Raw genomic sequence first — 17,075 nt, 5'->3', positions numbered from 1 at the left:
CCTGCGGGTCGCACGAGGTGACCTCCAAGAGGTGGCTACCAGACGCGGGGTGGGCGAGGGGTTTTTGCTCTCGCCCCCCGGGTTGGGTACGCTTGTCAGGCTGGCGACAGCAAGGAGACGTGCCAGAGCGGCCGAATGGACTTCACTGCTAATGAAGGGTCCGGGGAAACTTGGACCGGGGGTTCAAATCCCCCCGTCTCCGCCGTGTGAAGGAAAGACCCCCGGTTCATGGAACCGGGGGTCTTTTGCGCATTCTCCGAGCGCGCTGGGCAGGCGGGGCCTCTGGGCCGTCAGTGGCGCGTCTTGAGCCAGAAGGCGATGCCGCCGGCCAGAGCGATCGCGATCATGATGCTCCATTCGAGGGGTCCGGGTCCGCCCACCGATGCCTGCATGGCGGGTTGGGCGGCCGAGCGTGTGGCCGAGTCGTCGAGTCCGGGCGTCGGGGCGGAGGTCGGCTGGGCGGGCAGGCCAGCGGACGGCCCCGCCGCCGCGGAGGTGCCGGGAGCAGGTGCGGCAGGCGGGGCGGCAGGAGGCTGCACAGCGGCGGGGGCATCTTCCTGCGGCGCCGTGGGCGCCTCGGCGGATCCTGCGCAAGGCGTGGCGGAGAAGGTGTGGGTCCACTGCGAGGTCCCCTTGAGGACGTACCCGGGCCGGGCGACCGCCTCCACCGTCACCATTCCTACTGCAGCATTGGCCCCGGGCGCGAGAACGGTGCCACCCACGCGGTAGTCCACCCCGATGATCGTGGGCGCCACGACCGCGTCCGCCTGGGTGCCGCACGGGTCATCGAAGCCGGGGGCGTCCGCGGTGATGGAGACCGGGCAGGCGTCGCGCAGACTGGCCGGCGAGGACGTGGCGAGCGGACCGGTGCCCGCCCCTGTCACTGTCGCGGTGTAGTCGTGGCCCGTCGAGAGGGAGAGGATCCGGTCCACGGATCCGGAAAAGGTGCCCGTGGCCACCACATTGCCCGCCTCGTCGGCCACGCGGTACGTCAGGGGCGCGGTGGAATCCGTCCGCGCCGTGAGGTGCACGGAGTCGCAGGCCGCGCGCGTCAGGGCCACCTGGGCAGAAGGGGGCGCGGGAGTGGGATTCGCGGGAGTGACCGAAGGGGACGGGCTCGGGTCGGTGATGGTCGGCGAAGCAGGCACCCGGCCGTCCGCCGCAGAGGCGCCCGGGGCCAGGGCCGCGGGCAGCAGGATGGCGAGGGCGCCCAGAAGCACGGCAAGGCAGGCCAGACGCCGGGCGATCGGCGGGGCCGGGTGGCTCACGAGGGCCCTTTCGTCTACGTCACAGATGTTCTCTTGGATCTACCCTACCGAACCGTGATCAATCCGTGACCATCCTGTGACGTGGGGCGTGTCACATTGGCCATGGACTACCCCGCCTGGGCGAGCGCGAGGGGCAGCACGGCGCCGACCCCGTGCTGGCGCAGCAGGCGACCGGCCACCGTGACCGTCCAGCGGCTGTCCACCAGATCGTCGATGAGGAGCACGGGCTGGCCGGCCACCCGTGCGAGTTCCCCACGCAGGGCTGGCCCGACGTCGAACGCTTCCCAGACCCCGGCGAGACGGAAGGCGCTGTTGCCCCCGCCCTGACCAGCCCGCGCAGCGTCCGTGCGCTCGAGCGCGCCCAGGTAGGGCAGGCGCCCCACCTGGGCGATCCCCCGCGCGAGCGAGTCGACGAGCCGCGGACGCGTCGCCGAGGGCACGCTCACCACGGCGGCCGGCCGACCTGCCCCGCTCCACGCTCCCGCCGCGGACTCGCCGCGCGCCCACGCCGCGAGTAGCTCGACGCACGCGCGGGCCAGCGCCGGCGGGACCTCGACGTCCGCCGCCCCCGCGGCGAAGAGCTCCCTGAGCGGGCCCCCGTAGCCGAGGTCCGTGAGGCGGGCGAGGGCCCGTCCCTCGGTGAGCTGCTCCCCCGCCGGGATCCTGCCCTTGACCGCCACGCCGAGCTTGTCCATGCCCGAGGGCCACTGCGCGCGGGGCTCGATCGGGATGCCCGCATGGCGCAGCTGGGTTCCGGCGCGCTCGAGGAGGGAGGGGTCGACGTCGTCCGGGAACCAGCGCCCGGCGCAGGTGTCGCACCGGCCGCAGGGCGCCGCGGTGTCGTCGTCGAGCACGCTCGTGAGGTACTCCATGCGGCAGCCGGCGGTCTGCTCGTAGACCACCATCGAGTCCTGCTCCGCGACCCGGGCCTCGGCGATGCGCGCGTACCGCTCGGCGTCGTACTCCCACGGCAGGCCCGTTGCCTGCCATCCGCCGCCGACGCGCTCGACGGCGCCGTCCACGGCGAGGACCTTCAGCAGCAGCTCGAGCTGGGTGCGGCGCAGCTCGACCGCGGATTCGAGGGCCACCGTCGAGAGGGCCCGGCCGGCCTCGGCCAGCACGGCGATGACGGCCTGGGCCTTCTCCTGGTCCGGCATCGACGCGGTCGCGAAGTAGCGCCAGATGTCGCGGTCCTCCGGGCCGGGCAGGAGGAGGACGTCCGCGTTCGCGGCGCCTCGGCCGGCGCGGCCCACCTGCTGGTAGTAGGCGACGGGGCTCGACGGCGCCCCCAGGTGGACGACGAATCCGAGGTCCGGCTTGTCGAAGCCCATCCCGAGTGCGCTTGTGGCCACGAGGGCCTTGACCTCGTTGTCCTTGAGCAGCTGCTCGGCCCGCTCGCGGTCCTCGGTGTCCGTCTTGCCGGTGTAGGCCAGGACCCGGTGCCCAGCCTCCGAGAGGATGCGGGCCGTGTCCTCCGCGGCGGAGACGGTGAGCGTGTAGATGATCCCGCTGCCCGGCAGGCCCTCGAGGTGGGCCAGGAGCCACGCGAGGCGGTGGCCGGCGTCGGGCAGCGCCAGGACGCCGAGCCGCAGGGACTCCCGCCCCAGCGGCCCGCGGAGCGTGAGGACGTCGGAGCCGAGCTGCTCCTCGATGTCGTGCACCACGCGGGCGTTGGCGGTGGCCGTCGTGGCCAGGACCGGCACGGAGCCGGGCAGCTCGTCGATGAGGGCCGCGATGCGGCGGTAGTCCGGGCGGAAGTCGTGCCCCCAGTCCGAGATGCAGTGCGCCTCGTCCACCACGAGCAGGCCCGTCCGCGCCATCAGCTCGGGCAGGTGCTGCTCGCGGAAGGACGGGTTGGTGAGCCGCTCGGGCGAGATGAGGACCACGTCGGCCGCATCAGCCTCGAGTGCCGCGTGGACCTCGTCCCACTCGAGGCGGTTGGCGGAGTTGATGGCGACGGCGCGCACTCCCGCCCGTGCCGCCGCGGCCACCTGGTCCCGCATGAGGGCCAGGAGCGGGGAGACGATGAGCGTCGGCCCGGCGCCGCGGGCGCGCAGGAGCAGGGACGCGACGAAGTACACGGCCGATTTGCCCCAGCCCGTGCGCTGCACCACGAGGGCACGGCGGCGGTGGGCCACGAGGGCCTCGATCGCCTCGAACTGGCCCGGGTGGAAGTCCGCCGCGTCGGTGCCCACGAGGTTGCGCAGCACGGCGAGCGCCTCCGCCCGCAGCGGCCGGCCGCCCCCCGCGTCCCCGGACGGAACGTCACGGTCCGTCACACTTTCCGCTGAATGGACACTTTCACGCGCGCTGCCTGCCATGCCTTCCAGTATGGCCGTGACCTCCGACACTTCATGGCCCAGGGGGCCCAGAGGCCCGATACCGTAAGGGCATCTCAGTGCCAACGAGAAGGAACGTGACATGACGGCAACGGTGCCGCCCCTTTCTGATGCCCTCCACCCGGCCGAGTCCGGCCAGTCCGCACCCTCCGCGCCCGCGCGCAAGTCCGCGGGCCACGTGATCGTCGACTCCCTCGCAGCGCACGGCGTCAAGCGCACGTACGTCGTCCCGGGCGAGTCGTTCCTGGATGTGCTCGACGGGCTGCACGGAGCCGACATCGAGACGATCGTGTGCCGCCACGAGGGCGGCGCGGCCTACATGGCCGAGGCCGACGGCAAGATGAACCAGCTTCCCGGCGTGGCCATGGTCACCCGCGGCCCCGGCGCCGCGAACGCCCATGTGGGGCTGCACACGGCGTGGCAGGACTCCACCCCGATGGTCCTGTTCGTGGGCCTCATCCCGTTCGCCCACCGCGACCGCGAGGCGTTCCAGGAGTTCGACATCAAGTCCTGGTTCGACACCGGCGCCAAGCGCGTCATGGTCCTCGACCACCCCGAGCGCGCCTCCGAGATCGTCGCCGAGGCCATGTTCGCCGCGATGAGCGGCCGCCCCGGTCCCGTCGTCGTGGGCCTGCCCGAGGACATCATCCAGCAGGAGATCGACGCGACGATCCACCCGGTCATCCCGGTCGCCGAGGGCGGCATGACGGTCACCGACTGGAAGGCGCTCAAGGCCGCCCTGTCCCAGGCGGAGAAGCCGCTGTTCGTGGTCGGCGGCAACGACTGGACCCAGGAGGGCGCCACTGCCCTGACCAACTGGCTCGAGGACCACAGCATCCCCGCCGCCGCCGAATGGCGCTGCGAGGGCACCATCCCGTTCGACTCGCCCTCCTACGTGGGCCCGATCGGCTACGGACGCCCCAAGCCGACCTACAACCTCCTCGAGGAGACGGACCTCCTCGTCTTCGTCGGCACCGTCCCCGGGGACGTCATCACGGACGGCTTCCTCGTGCGCCAGGACTGGGCGAAGAAGAACTTCCTCGTCACGATCGACCCGTCCCTGCGCGGGCGCTCCGGCCCGGTCTCCTACCAGATCGTGGCCAAGCCCGACTCGTTCGTGCGCGACCTCGTCCTGATGAACCTGCCCGCCCGCGAGCAGTGGAAGGCCTGGACCGAGCGCATGCGCGGCGAGCAGGAGAAGTTCGCCGCCCTCCCGCCGGCCACGCCGACGGACGGGCCCGCGCGCATGGACACGCTCATGGCCCACCTCGTCCGTTCCCTGCCCGAGGACGCCGTGGTCACCCTCGGCGCCGGCGAGCACACCAACTGGGCCCACCGCTACTTCCCGACCCAGCGCTACGCGTCCATGATCAGCGCCCGCAACGGCTCCATGGGCTACTCCGTGCCCTCGGCCATCGCCGCCTCGCTCGCGCACCCCGGCCGCCGCGTGGTCACGATCGCCGGCGACGGCGAGTTCCTCATGAACGGCCAGGAGCTCGCGACCGCCGCCCAGTACGGCGCGACCCCGCTCGTGGTGGTCATGGACAACCAGGAGTACGGCACCATCCGCTCCCACCAGGAGCGGCACTACCCCCACCGCATCTCCGGCACGCAGCTGAAGAACCCGGACTTCGCCCTCATGGCCCAGGCCTTCGGCGGCTTCGGTGTCCGCGTCGAGAAGGACGCCGACGTCCCGGCGGCCCTCGAGAACGCCCTGCGCGCGATCGACGAGGAGGGCACCTTCGCCCTCATCCACCTCATCGTCGAGCAGCGCGTCAAGGCCTACTGAGTCCAGAGGCGGACCCCCAGACGCACGACGGCGCGTTCCCCGCTCGGGCGGGGAACGCGCCGTCGTGCTTTCTGGCCTGCTCCGCGGCGCGCCCCCGCAGTGTCGGAGGCCGCCAGTAGAATCAAGCCCGTGACCAGCAACGTGAACGCCGCATCCAGCCTGCCCGGCAGCGCCCGGCCCTCCATCGACCTCTCGGCCTCGTTCAAGGCCTACGACGTGCGGGGGATCGTGGGCGAGACCATCGACGCGCACGTGGTGGAGGCCGTCGGCGCGGGGTTCGTGGACGTGCTCGGCCTCGCGGGCAAGACGGTGCTCGTGGGGGGCGACATGCGCCCGTCCTCGCCCGAGTTCATCGCGGCGTTCGCGAAGGGGGCCGCCGCCCGCGGCGGCAACGTCGTGACCCTGGGCCTCATCTCGACCGACGAGCTCTACTACGCGTGCGGCGCCCTTGACGCCGCCGGCGCGACCTTCACGGCCAGCCACAACCCGGCCCAGTACAACGGGATCAAGATGGCCAAGGCCGGCGCCCAGCCCGTCTCCTCCGAGACGGGGCTGAAGGAGGTCCAGGCCGCGGCCGAGGCCTACCTCGCCGCCGGGCAGGACGGCGCGCCTGCCGTGCCTCCCGTGGCGGAGCCGGGGTCCGTGACCCAGCGGGACATCCTGGCCGACTACGCCGGGTACCTGCGCGGCCTCGTGGACCTGAGCGGCATTCGGCCGCTCAAGGTGGTCGTGGACGCCGGCAACGGCATGGCGGGCATGACCACGCCCGCCGTCCTCGGCGACCAGCTCCTGGCCGCCCTGCCGCTGCAGATCGTGCCCCTGTACTTCGAGCTGGACGGGACGTTCCCGAACCACCCGGCCAATCCGCTCGAGCCGGAGAACCTGCGCGATCTGCAGAAGGCCGTGGTCGAGCACGGCGCCGACCTCGGGCTCGCGTTCGACGGCGACGCGGACCGCTGCTTCGTCATCGACGAGCTGGGGGAGCCCGTATCCCCCTCGGCCATCACGGGGCTCGTGGCGCGCCGCGAGATCGCCCGGGCGAAGGCGGCCGGCGAGGCCGAGCCGGTCATCATCCACAATCTGATCACCTCGCGCGCGGTCCCCGAGCTCGTCCAGCACGACGGCGGCCGGCCGGTGCGCACGCGCGTGGGGCACTCGTTCATCAAGGCCGTCATGGCCGAGGAGTCCGCGGTGTTCGGCGGGGAGCACTCGGCGCACTACTACTTCCGCGACTTCTGGAACGCCGACACGGGGATGCTCGCCGCGATGCACGTCCTCGCGGCCCTCGGCGAGCAGGACGGCCCGCTGTCCGAGCTCGCGGCCGAGTACGAGCCCTACGTGGCCTCGGGCGAGATCAACTCCGAGATCGAGGACAAGGACGCCGCGGTGGCCCGCGTGCGCGAGGAGTACGAGGGCGACGACGTCGCGATCGACGAGCTCGACGGCACCACGTTCTCGGCCGCGGACGGCTCGTGGTGGTTCAACCTCCGCCCGTCCAACACCGAGCCATTCCTGCGCTTCAACGGCGAGGCCAAGGACCGCGAGACCCTCGAGTCGATCCAGGACACCGTCCTCGCGATCGTGCGGGCCTGACGCATGGCCGAGGAGATCCCGCTCGAGACCCAGCAGGCCCAGCTGCGCGAGGTGCTCGGGACCGCGCTGGGCCTGGCCCAGGAGCACCTCGAGCAGAACGGCGGCTTCCTGCCCTTCGGTGTGACCCTGGATTTCGAGGGCGAGCTGCGGCTCGTCATGGTCACTCCCCCTGAGGCCGGAGGGGACGGCGACTACGATGCCGAGGCCATGATGGCGGATGTCGTCGAGCTCCTGCGGCAGGGCCGCGAGGGCTGCCAGGCCGTGGCGTTCGCTTCGGACGTGCACCTGCCCGAGCACGGCCCCGGCGGCTCTGACGGCATCCACGGCGCCGCCGAGCACCGCGGCGGCGGGGTGATGGCCGCCGTCGTCCCCTACGAGCTCACCGCCGAGGGCTATGCCTTCGGCGCGCTCGAGCCGGACGGCCACGAGGCCACCGTCTTCTGAAAGTCACCTCCTGAAAGTCACCTCCTGAAAGTCACCTCCTGAACGTCAGCTCCTGAGAGTCGCCTCCGGGGCGCCGTTCCGCGCGGCGTCCGGGCGGCGGCCCCCGGACGGACCGGTGGTGCGGCGACGGAGAACGGCCGTGGCCACGCCGGCCAGCAGGACGGCGCCGCCCACGAGCTCGAGCGGCTCGGGCACCTCGCCGAAGGCCAGCCAGGCCCCGACCATCCCGACGGGCGGCACGAGCAGCGTGTACGGGACCACGGCCGCGGCCGGGTAGGTCCCGAGCAGCGTGTTCCATGCCGAGTACCCGACCAGCGAGGCGAGGACCACGGTGAAGAGCGTGCTCAGCCACACCGGCAGCGTGAGGTGGCCGAGCGCACCGAGCAGCGCCCCCGGGCCGTCCACGAGGGCGGAGAGCGCGAGCATCGGCACGGGCACCACGAGCGCCGACCAGACGACGAGCCCGAGCCCGGAGGTGCCCTTGGCCGCCCGGGAGATCGTGTTGCCGATCCCCCAGGAGAGGCCGGCGAGGACCACCAGCAGCATCGGGCCGAGGGGCGCGACGGCCCCGCGCCCGGCCGCGACGAGGCCGAGGCCCACGACGCCGGCCCCCACCCCGGCGAGCTGCGCCGCCGTCGGCCGCTCCCGGAGCACCGCCGCGGCGAGGAGGATGGTGAAGAGCATCTGGCTCTGGAGCACGAGCGGGGCGAGTCCGGCAGGCATCCCGAGGTGCATGGCCAGGTAGACGAGGCCAAACTGCCCGGCGCTCATGAAGACCCCGACCCCGACGACCACGCGCCAGGGGAGATCGGGCTTCTTCACGAAGAACACGGCGGGGAACGCCACCAGGGCGAACCGCAGCGCCACGAACGCGAGCGGCGGGATGTCCCGCAGGCCCAGCTCGATCGCGATGAAGTTGAGTCCCCAGAGGACGGCGACGAGGACGGCGAGGGCAGCATGGCGGGGCTTCACCCCTCCATCATCCGGGCCGAGACAATGCAGCACCAGCGTTGATTCGTGTCCGCCACCATCTACGATTTCTTCATGATTGACCTTCAGGCCCTCCGGTCGCTCGCGGCTGTCGAGCGGCACGGCTCGGTCGTTGCCGCCGCAGACGCGCTCGGCTTCAGCCCGAGCGCGGTGTCGCAGCAGATCAAGAAGCTCGAGCGCCAGTCGCGGGCGGCCCTCCTCGAGCGGCAGGGCCGGGGCGTCCTGCTCACGGAGCGCGGACGGACCCTCGTGGAGCACGGGTCCCGGCTGCTGGCCGATCTCGAGCGCGTCGAGGCGATGCTCACGGCCGGGGACGCGCCGCAGGGCACGCTCTCGGTCGCCTCGTTCTCGACGGCGACCCGCGCGCTGTTCGGACACGTCGCTCGCAGGCTCGCCCAGGAGGCCCCCCAGGCCCGCCTCGAGGTCACGAGCGTCGATCCGGTCGACGCCGTCGCCCTCGTGGCGCACGGGGACGCGGACGTCGCGGTCGTGCACAACTGGAACTCGGTCCCCCTGGAGGTCCCGGCGCATGTGGCCGTCGAGCAGCTGTGCGAGGACGAGGCCGACGTGGTGCTCCCCCGCGACCACCGGCTTGCCGGCCGGCTCGCTCTCGACCGCCGCGAGCTGCTCGACGAGACCTGGTGCGCCACCCCGAAGGACGCGATCTGCCATGAGGCCCTCATGCGCCTCTTCCAGGCCGAGGGGGCGGTGCCGCGCGTCGCCTTCACCGATCCCGACTTCGCCACCCACGTGGCCCTCGCCGGCGACGGCGCGGCACTGGCCCTGGTGCCGAGGCTCGGCCGGCCGCCGCTCCCGAGCACCGTCGTGGCACGGCCCGTGGCAGGCGAACGGCCCCGCCGTGTGATCTCCGCGGCGTATCGGCGCACCATGGCCGCGAGTCCCGGCGTTCAGCTGCTCGTGCGGCTGCTGCACGAGGCGGCCGCCGGCGCCGACGCGACGGGCTCGGCGCCAGGTGAAACCGGCGAGTAGAATACTCCCCATGCGCATGACGGCCTTCGAGGATGTGAGCCTGCGCGCCCTCATGCTCCTGGCAGCCAATGACTCGGGCGTCCCGCTCGCCACGCGCACCATCGCCGAGGGAGTCGGAACTCCCTACAACCACGTGAGCAAGGCCGTCCTCCGGCTCCGCGAGCTCGGCTACCTCGAGTCGACCCGCGGGCGTGCGGGCGGCGTCCAGCTCAGCGCGAAGGGGCGCTCCGCCACCGTGGGCAGCGTGCTGCGCGACCTCGACACCCGGGCGGACCTCGCCGACTGCGAGACCGCCAACGGGACCTGCCCCCTGAACTTCCAGTGCGGGCTCCGCGGTGCCCTCCGCCGCGCCCGCGAGGCCTTCTACCGCGAGCTCGACGCCGTTGTGGTCGCCTCCCTGCCGCACGAGCGCCAGATGGCTCCCGTGCTCATGCAGATCGGGCTGCGGCCGCCCGCCGCCTGAGCGCCCGCGAGCCGAAGCCCTCCTCGGGCCGGCATCCCCCTCGGACCACGCCCCTGCGACGGCGGTGTGACCACCCCCACATGGACCCGAATTGCCATCTTCTACGCGACGTAGAAAACTGGGATTAATTCAGCATCGAAGATGCGGAATAACCAAGTCCCCTTCGCGGGGACCAGTCCCCAGCTTGAGGAGTCGCAATGCTCTCGGATACCGCGCGCCCCGTCATCGAAGCCACCCTCCCCCTCGTCGGCAGCCGCATCGGCGAGATCACGCCGCTGTTCTACCAGAAGATGTTCGCGGCGCACCCCGAGCTCCTCAACGGGACGTTCTCCCGGGCCAACCAGGCCAACGGCACCCAGCGCCAGGCCCTCGCAGGGGCCATCGCCGCGTTCGCGAGCCACCTCCTCAACAACCCGGACACCCTCCCCGAGGCGGTCCTGAGCCGGATCGCCCACAAGCACACTTCCCTCGGCATCACCGAGGACCAGTACCAGATCGTCTACAAGTACCTGTTCGAGGCCATCGCCGAGGACCTCGGCGAGGCGGTCACCGACGAGGTCGCGGCCGCGTGGACCGAGGTCTACTGGCTCATGGCGGACGCCCTCGTCAAGATCGAGAAGGGCCTCTACGCGCAGCAGGCGAACACCAAGATGTGGATGCCGTGGCGGGTCGTCGAGAAGGTTCCCGCGAGCCCCACCACGATGACGTTCGTGTTCGAGCCCGCGGACGACACCCCCGCCACCCCGGGCCAGCCCGGCCAGTTCGTCTCGGTGCGCATCCCGGTCGCGGACGGACTCCTCCAGGCGCGCCAGTACACGCTCTCCGCCGACGCCGAGTCGACCGAGCGCCGCGTCATCACCACCAAGTTCAACGACGGCGGCGAGGTCTCGCCGGTCATGCACGAGAAGATCCAGGTGGGCGACGTCGTCGAGCTCTCCAACCCGTACGGCGACGTGACCCTGGACGACGGCGACGGTCCCCTCATCCTCGCGACGGCCGGCATCGGCTGCACCCCGGCCGCCTCGATCCTGCGCGCCCTGGCCACGCACGGCTCGGGCCGCGAGGTCCTCGCCCTCCACGCCGACCGCAGCCTCGACACCTGGGCCCTCTCCGACCAGATGCTCCAGGACGTCGAGAGGATCGACGGGGCGCGCCTGGCGGTCTGGCTCGAGCAGGCCCAGCCCGAGCTGACCGGGGTCGGCGCGACGGCCGGTGGCGGGTCCGCGCGCCTCGACACGCACGAGGGCTTCATGAACCTCGCCGAGATCGACCTGCCCGAGGACGCCAGCGTGTACCTGTGCGGCCCGCTGCCGTTCATGCAGAAGGTCCGCTCGCAGGCGATCGCCAAGGGCATCCCCGCCACGAAGATCCACTACGAGGTCTTCGGCCCCGACCTCTGGCTCGCCTCGGCGAACTGACCCCGAGGAGGGCCCTCAGACGGCGTCGAGCCGCCACCCTGCGCTCTGGAAGGCATCAGGGTGGCGGCTCGACGCGCGCGCGCAGGCGGGACGTCAGTTGGAGGCGGTGAAGAACGTCCCGCGGAACTGCGGCTGCTCGAGCTCGTCGAGCGCCGCGACGGCGAAGTCCTGCGACGAGATGGACTCGCCCGCGGCCGGCACCCCGACCGCGGTGACGTACCTGCCGGTGCGCTCGCCCGGCGCGATGACCGCCGCGGGCGCCTGGACGGTGAGGTCTGCGCCGGCGTCGCGCAGGGCCTCGTAGGCGGCGAACGCCGCGTCCGACTCGCCCTTGTACTCGGCCGGGAAGCCCGGGGTGTCCTTGATGCGGGTGCCGTCCGGCGTCGCGAGGCCGCCGAAGCCGCCCACCAGGTAGAGCCGGGTGTCGGTCGGGACCGCCGCGATCGCGCGGTGCGCCTCGACGTAGGGCTCGCGCGGGCCGCCGGTGCGGTCCGGCGCCGTCGCCAGCACCACGGCGTCGTTCGCCGCAGCGATCTCGCGGAAGGCCTCCGTGTCAGCCAGTTCGGCGGCGCGCACGACGGCGGCCCCCTCCACCGGGACACCCTTGCGGCTGATGGCGGTCACCTCGTGGCCGCGGCGCACGGCCTCGGCGACGATCTGGCTGCCCACCATTCCGGTGGCTCCGTAGACGGCGATCTTCATGAGGGCTCCTCGGTGCTCGATGTCGTGAACGGAGTCAACAGTATCTATTTGATACCAGCTACTTCAACGTTCTATAGTTACCTGGTGGAAACTATCCCCTTCGACGTCATGGATCCCGACTGCCCCTCCCGGGTGGTCCTCCAGCGGATCGGGGACAAGTGGACGCCGCTCGTGTTCCAGTCGCTCAAAGACGGTCCGCGGCGGTTCTCCGAGGTGCGGGCCGATATCGGCGGCGTGACGCCGAAGGTGCTCACGCAGACCCTCCGCACCCTCGAGCGGGACGGCCTCGTCTCGCGTGCCGTCTTCGCCGAGGTCCCCGTGCGCGTCGAGTACACGCTCACACCCCTGGGGCGCAGCCTGCTGGCGCCGCTCGAGGCGGTGCGCGCGTGGGCCGAGAGCCACGCCGCCACGATCCTGGAGGCCCGCGAGGCCTTCGACGCGGCGGGCTGACCCCCGGGCACGCCGGCTCCTAGAAGACCCGCCGCCAGTTGGCCTTCGCGAGGTCGAGCACCTCGTCCCCCCGGCCGGAGAGCACGGTCCTGAGGGCGTACAGCGTGAAGCCGCCGGCCTGCTGCGCGGTGATGGTCGGCGGCATCGCGAGCTCCTCGCGCATGGTCGCCACGTCCACGAGCGCGGGCCCGTCGTGGGCGAGGGCCTCCGCGAGCCCCGCCTCGAGCTCGGAGGAGCCGTTGACCCGTACCCCCTTGATGCCCATCGCCTCGGCGACCGCCGCGAAGTTCGGGTTGTCCAGGCCCGTGCCGAAGTTCACGAACCCCACGGACTTCATCTCGAGCTCGATGAAGTTCAGCGACGCGTTGTTGAACACCACGAGCTTCACCGGCAGCCGGTTCTGCTGAAGCGTCAGGAGTTCGCCCAGGAGCATCGAGAGCCCGCCGTCGCCCGCGAGCGCGACGACCTGCCTGCCCGGGAACGCCGCCTGGGCGCCCATCGCGTGCGGCAGGGCGTTCGCCATGGAGCCGTGCGTGAACGAGCCGACCAGCCGGCGTCGGCCGTTCATCGTCAGGTAGCGGGCCGCCCAGATCACCGGGGTGCCCACATCGGCGGTGAAGACGGCGTCCTCGGCCGCGAGCCGGTCGAGGGTCCGGGTGACGAACTGCGGGTGCAGCGGCTGCCCCTTCTTGGTCGGGGTCGCGAGGTCGTCGAGCTTGGAGCGGGCCTTCGCGTAGTGCTTGAGCGAGGACTCGAGGTGCGTGCGGCGCTTCTTGCGCGGCACGAGGGGAAGCAGCGCCGCCGCGGTGTCGCGCACGTCCCCGACGAGGCCGAGGTCCAGGGGCACGCGCCGGCCGAGCTGCTCGCCGCGCAGGTCGACCTGGATGATCTTGGCCTTGGACGGGAAGAACTGCTGGTACGGGAAGTCCGTGCCGAGCATGAGGAGGGCGTCGCAGTCCTCCATGGCCCGGTAGCCCGAGGAGAAGCCCAGCAGGCCGGTCATGCCGACATCGAAGGGGTTGTCGTACTCGATGAACTCCTTGCCGCGCATTGCGTGGACGATCGGCGCGGCGAGCGCGTCCGCGAGCGCCACGACCTCGTCGTGGGCCCCCTCGACGCCGGCACCAGCGAGGATCGTGACCTTGCCGGCGGCGTTGAGGATCCCGGCCGCTTCGCGGAGCTCGGCGTCGTTGGGCACCACCCGGGGCCGGGCCCGGCGCACCACCGTGACCCGGTCCGAGTTCGTGGAGGTCAGACCCACGTCGCCGGACAGGACCACCACCGCGACGCCGCGCTTCTCGACCGCGGTGCGCATGGCGATCTCGAGGATGCGCGGCATCTGCGCGGCGTCGGTGACCTGCTCGGCGTAGACGCTGCACTCGCGGAAGACCTCCTGCGGGTGCGTCTCCTGGAAGTAGTTCGAGCCGATCTCGGTGCTCGGGATGTGGGCGGCGATCGCGAGCACGGGCACCCGGGAACGGTTGGCGTCGTAGAGGCCGTTGATGAGGTGCAGGTTGCCGGGGCCCGCGGACCCTGCGCAGACGGCGATCTCCCCCGTGAGCGCGGCCTCGGCCGCCGCGGCGAACGCCCCGGCCTCCTCGTGCCGCACGTGGACCCACTCGATGCTCGGAGTGGCCCGGAGCGCATCGGTGAAGCCGTTGAGCGAGTCGCCCGGGAGGCCGTAGACACGGCGGACGCCGTTGGCTGCGAGGGTCTCGACGATGTTCTGCGCGATGGTCGTCATGGTCCTCAACCTAGCGGCGTGGCGCAGATCGCGGATACCCCTCGGGAATATCTCGTTGGCCACAGCGTTGAACTTGAGCGTAAGTCACTCAACTTCTACCGTTGTAGCCCGACCGACTCCAACGCCACGACACGATCTCCCTCGGAGGACAACTGATGCCACTCTTCTTCGGCCCCGCCGCCGGCAATGGCTCCTTCGACGAGTTCCTCGCCCGCTACCTGCAGGGCCAGGGCGCTCGCCGGCCTGGACGCCCCATCGACATGACGAGGCTCGTGAGCCGCGGGACCCAGACGGTCCTCAACGCCGCCGGCCGCTACGCCCAGGAGCACGGCCACCGCGAAGTGGACGCCCTGCACCTGCTGCGCGCCCTGACCGAGACGGAGCAGGTCGGTGCGATGATCGCGCATGCCGGGGCAGACCCGGCCGAGATCGCTGCCTCCGCCGAGGACCGGCTGCCCGGCGCGGTGGGCGGTGAGCGGGACGAGGCCGACGGCATGCCCTCGCTCACCACGAGCGCCCAGCACGCCTTCCTCGACGCCTACAAGGTGGCCCGCTCTGTCGGCTCGACCTACATCGATCCCGAGCACCTCTTCCTCGCGCTCGTGCTCAACTCCGATGCAGCCTCGGGCCAGATCCTCGCCGCCGCCGGGGTCACCCCGCGGTCGCTGCAGGACGGCGAGTCCTCGCCCGCCGCCGAGGATTCCGCGGACGACGCCGGCCGCTCGCCGCGCGCGGCCAAGCGCCCCCTGCGTGCCACGGCAGCCCAGAAGGGCCGGCGCGCGAAGGGCTCGATGCTCGAGCAGTTCGGCACGGACCTCACGGCCCTCGCCCGCGAGGGCCGGCTGGACCCGGTGATCGGCCGCGCCGACGAGATCGAGCAGGCGATCGAGATCCTGGCGCGCCGGACCAAGAACAACCCCGTGCTCATCGGCGAGGCCGGCGTGGGCAAGACCGCGATCGTCGAGGGCCTGGCCCAGGCCGTCGCGGCCGGGGACGTCCCGGCGCAGATCGCCGGCACCACGGTCATCTCCCTCGACCTGCCCGCGATGCTCGCCGGCACCCGCTACCGCGGCGACTTCGAGGAGCGCCTGACTAAGACCATGGACGAGATCGCCGAGGATGGGAACATCATCGCGTTCGTCGACGAGATCCACACCGTGGTCGGTGCCGGGGGCGGCGGCGAGGGCGGCATGGACGCCGGGAACATCCTCAAGCCCCGGCTCGCCCGCGGCGAGCTGCACCTCGTGGGCGCCACGACCCTCGACGAGTACCGCAAGATCGAGAAGGACCCCGCCCTCGAGCGGCGGTTCCAGCCCGTCACGGTCGGCGAGCCGAGCGTGGAGGACGCCGTCGCGATCCTCGAGGGGCTCAAGGACCGCTACGAGGAGCACCACGGCGTCACCTACGCCCAGGACGCGATCCGCGCCGCGGTCGAGCTCTCGCACCGCTACATCACGGACCGGTACCTGCCGGACAAGGCGATCGACCTCATCGACCAGGCCGGCGCCCGGCTGAGCCTGGCGCACGGCCCGCGCGTGGACCTCGAGGCCCTCGGGGCCCGGGTCGCCGAGCTGACCGAGCAGAAGGAGGCCGCCATCGCGCGTGAGGCCTACGAGGAGGCCTCCCGGCTCCGGGACGAGATCGACGCCATCACGGCGACCATCGAGGCGGAGGCCACGGGCGCTCCCCGTCCTGCCGCAGCCCCCGCCGAGGGCGACGCCGCGGCCGCAGGCCAGCCTGACGCCGTCGTGCGCGAAGCGGACATCGCCGCGGTGGTGGCCCGCGCCACCGGCATCCCCGCCGCGCGCCTCACCGAGGGCGAGCGGGAGCGGCTCGCGCGCCTCGAGGACGAGCTCCACGAGCGCGTGATCGGGCAGGAGGACGCGGTCTCCGTGATCGCCAAGTCCGTGCGGCGCAACCGCACCGGGCTCGGCGACGCCAACCGGCCGGTGGGCAGCTTCCTGTTCCTCGGCCCGACCGGCGTGGGCAAGACCGAGCTCGCGAAGACGCTCGCGGCCTCGCTGTTCGGCGACGAGTCCGCGATGGTGCGCTTCGACATGAGCGAGTTCGGCGAGCGCCACACGGTCTCGCGGCTCGTCGGCGCCCCTCCGGGGTACGTCGGCTACTCCGAGGCCGGCCAGCTGACCGAGCGCGTGCGCCGGCACCCGTACTCGGTGGTGCTCCTGGACGAGGTCGAGAAGGCCCACCCCGACGTGTTCAACCTGCTCCTGCAGGTGCTCGACGACGGGCGGCTCACCGACGGCCAGGGCCACACCGTGGACTTCCGCAACACGGTGGTGATCATGACCAGCAACCTCGGCTCGGAGTTCCTCGCGACCCGCGGCGCGGCGCTGGGCTTCGCGGCCGGCGGCGCCGAGGGCGGGCCCTCCGAGACCGAGCTGCGGGCCCGGATCATGGGCCGGCTGCGCGAGACGATGCGGCCCGAGTTCCTCAACCGCATCGACGAGATCGTGCTGTTCCGCAAGCTCACCCGCGAGCAGCTCCACGAGATCGTGCGGCTGCAGCTGCGGGGCACCGAGGCCCGCCTCGCGGCGCAGGGCATCGCCCTGGCCGTGGACGAGGACGCGGTGGACTGGATCGCCGACCGCGGCTACGAGCCCGAGTTCGGCGCCCGCCCGCTGCGCCGCGTGATCCAGCGCGAGCTCGAGGACCGGGTCGCCGACCTGCTCGTCACCGGGGCGGTCGCCGAGGGCGGCCGGGTCACGGTGGGGGTCTCGGTTCCGGAGGGCGCGGACGCGCACGACGACTCCGTGCTGGCCGACAGCGTTCTGGCCGTCCGCGCGGACGTCCCCGAGGCGGCCGCCGCCGCCTGATTCTGGGAGTCACCTCCTGAAGGTCACCTCCTGTGAGTCACCTCCCGTGGG

At 72.1% G+C, this 17,075-nt stretch carries 13 protein-coding genes and 1 tRNA gene; 9 read left to right on the top strand and 5 right to left on the bottom strand.

What is annotated here, in order from left to right:
- Positions 1-113: 113 nt before the first annotated feature.
- Positions 114-202 (top strand) — tRNA-Ser (locus tag ACVWWH_RS15545).
- Between the two features lie 88 nt (positions 203-290).
- Here ACVWWH_RS15545 and ACVWWH_RS15540 read toward each other — a convergent pair.
- The gene (locus ACVWWH_RS15540; protein ID WP_457317169.1) at positions 291-1,268 is read right to left on the bottom strand and encodes a hypothetical protein; all 978 of its coding nucleotides are present in this window, start codon (positions 1,266-1,268) and stop codon (positions 291-293) included.
- Positions 1,269-1,375: 107 nt separating this feature from the next.
- Positions 1,376-3,589 carry a RecQ family ATP-dependent DNA helicase gene (locus ACVWWH_RS15535; protein ID WP_457317168.1) on the bottom strand — a complete coding sequence of 738 codons (2,214 nt, stop codon included), beginning with the start codon at positions 3,587-3,589 and terminating at the stop codon, positions 1,376-1,378.
- A gap of 100 nt (positions 3,590-3,689) precedes the next feature.
- Here ACVWWH_RS15535 and ACVWWH_RS15530 point away from each other — a divergent pair, with 100 nt between their 5' ends.
- The 3 genes from ACVWWH_RS15530 (at position 3,690) to ACVWWH_RS15520 (ending at position 7,433) form a co-directional block, all read left to right on the top strand.
- On the top strand, positions 3,690-5,396 hold the full coding sequence (locus ACVWWH_RS15530; protein ID WP_066495187.1) for a thiamine pyrophosphate-dependent enzyme: 1,707 nt from the start codon (positions 3,690-3,692) through the stop codon (positions 5,394-5,396).
- Between the two features lie 129 nt (positions 5,397-5,525).
- A complete protein-coding gene (locus ACVWWH_RS15525; RefSeq protein WP_457317167.1) occupies positions 5,526-6,989 on the top strand; it encodes a phosphomannomutase/phosphoglucomutase in 1,464 nt (487 codons plus the stop codon).
- A gap of 3 nt (positions 6,990-6,992) precedes the next feature.
- Entirely contained in the window at positions 6,993-7,433 is a 441-nt protein-coding gene (locus tag ACVWWH_RS15520) for a hypothetical protein (protein ID WP_066495185.1), read from the top strand.
- A gap of 45 nt (positions 7,434-7,478) precedes the next feature.
- Here the strand turns inward: ACVWWH_RS15520 and ACVWWH_RS15515 are convergent, their stop codons facing one another.
- The gene (locus tag ACVWWH_RS15515; RefSeq protein ID WP_457317166.1) at positions 7,479-8,405 is read right to left on the bottom strand and encodes an EamA family transporter; all 927 of its coding nucleotides are present in this window, start codon (positions 8,403-8,405) and stop codon (positions 7,479-7,481) included.
- A 72-nt stretch (positions 8,406-8,477) separates the two neighbouring features.
- On the opposite strand from ACVWWH_RS15515, the gene ACVWWH_RS15510 reads away from it, so the two are divergent.
- The 3 genes from ACVWWH_RS15510 to ACVWWH_RS15500 all read left to right on the top strand — a co-directional run bounded on the left by ACVWWH_RS15510 (position 8,478) and on the right by ACVWWH_RS15500 (position 11,294).
- Positions 8,478-9,413 carry a LysR substrate-binding domain-containing protein gene (locus ACVWWH_RS15510; RefSeq protein ID WP_457317165.1) on the top strand — a complete coding sequence of 312 codons (936 nt, stop codon included), beginning with the start codon at positions 8,478-8,480 and terminating at the stop codon, positions 9,411-9,413.
- 10 nt (positions 9,414-9,423) lie between these two features.
- Entirely contained in the window at positions 9,424-9,876 is a 453-nt protein-coding gene (locus tag ACVWWH_RS15505) for an RrF2 family transcriptional regulator (RefSeq protein WP_447421029.1), read from the top strand.
- Positions 9,877-10,073: 197 nt separating this feature from the next.
- Positions 10,074-11,294 carry a globin domain-containing protein gene (locus ACVWWH_RS15500; protein WP_457317164.1) on the top strand — a complete coding sequence of 407 codons (1,221 nt, stop codon included), beginning with the start codon at positions 10,074-10,076 and terminating at the stop codon, positions 11,292-11,294.
- Positions 11,295-11,387: 93 nt separating this feature from the next.
- Here ACVWWH_RS15500 and ACVWWH_RS15495 read toward each other — a convergent pair whose 3' ends face one another.
- Positions 11,388-11,996, bottom strand: coding sequence for an NAD(P)-dependent oxidoreductase (locus ACVWWH_RS15495; RefSeq protein ID WP_066495176.1), 609 nt, complete (start codon positions 11,994-11,996; stop codon positions 11,388-11,390).
- 108 nt (positions 11,997-12,104) lie between these two features.
- Here ACVWWH_RS15495 and ACVWWH_RS15490 point away from each other — a divergent pair, with 108 nt between their 5' ends.
- The gene (locus tag ACVWWH_RS15490; protein WP_457317186.1) at positions 12,105-12,446 is read left to right on the top strand and encodes a winged helix-turn-helix transcriptional regulator; all 342 of its coding nucleotides are present in this window, start codon (positions 12,105-12,107) and stop codon (positions 12,444-12,446) included.
- A 19-nt stretch (positions 12,447-12,465) separates the two neighbouring features.
- Here ACVWWH_RS15490 and poxB read toward each other — a convergent pair whose 3' ends face one another.
- A complete protein-coding gene (poxB, locus tag ACVWWH_RS15485; protein WP_457317163.1) occupies positions 12,466-14,190 on the bottom strand; it encodes a ubiquinone-dependent pyruvate dehydrogenase in 1,725 nt (574 codons plus the stop codon).
- A 155-nt stretch (positions 14,191-14,345) separates the two neighbouring features.
- On the opposite strand from poxB, the gene ACVWWH_RS15480 reads away from it, so the two are divergent.
- Entirely contained in the window at positions 14,346-17,024 is a 2,679-nt protein-coding gene (locus ACVWWH_RS15480; protein WP_457317162.1) for an ATP-dependent Clp protease ATP-binding subunit, read from the top strand.
- The last annotated feature ends 51 nt before the right edge of the window (positions 17,025-17,075 follow it).

Source organism: Sinomonas sp. RB5 (genome assembly GCF_054063535.1).
Note: the sequence above shows the minus strand (reverse complement) of the source record. Positions and strands in the feature narration are given on the sequence as shown.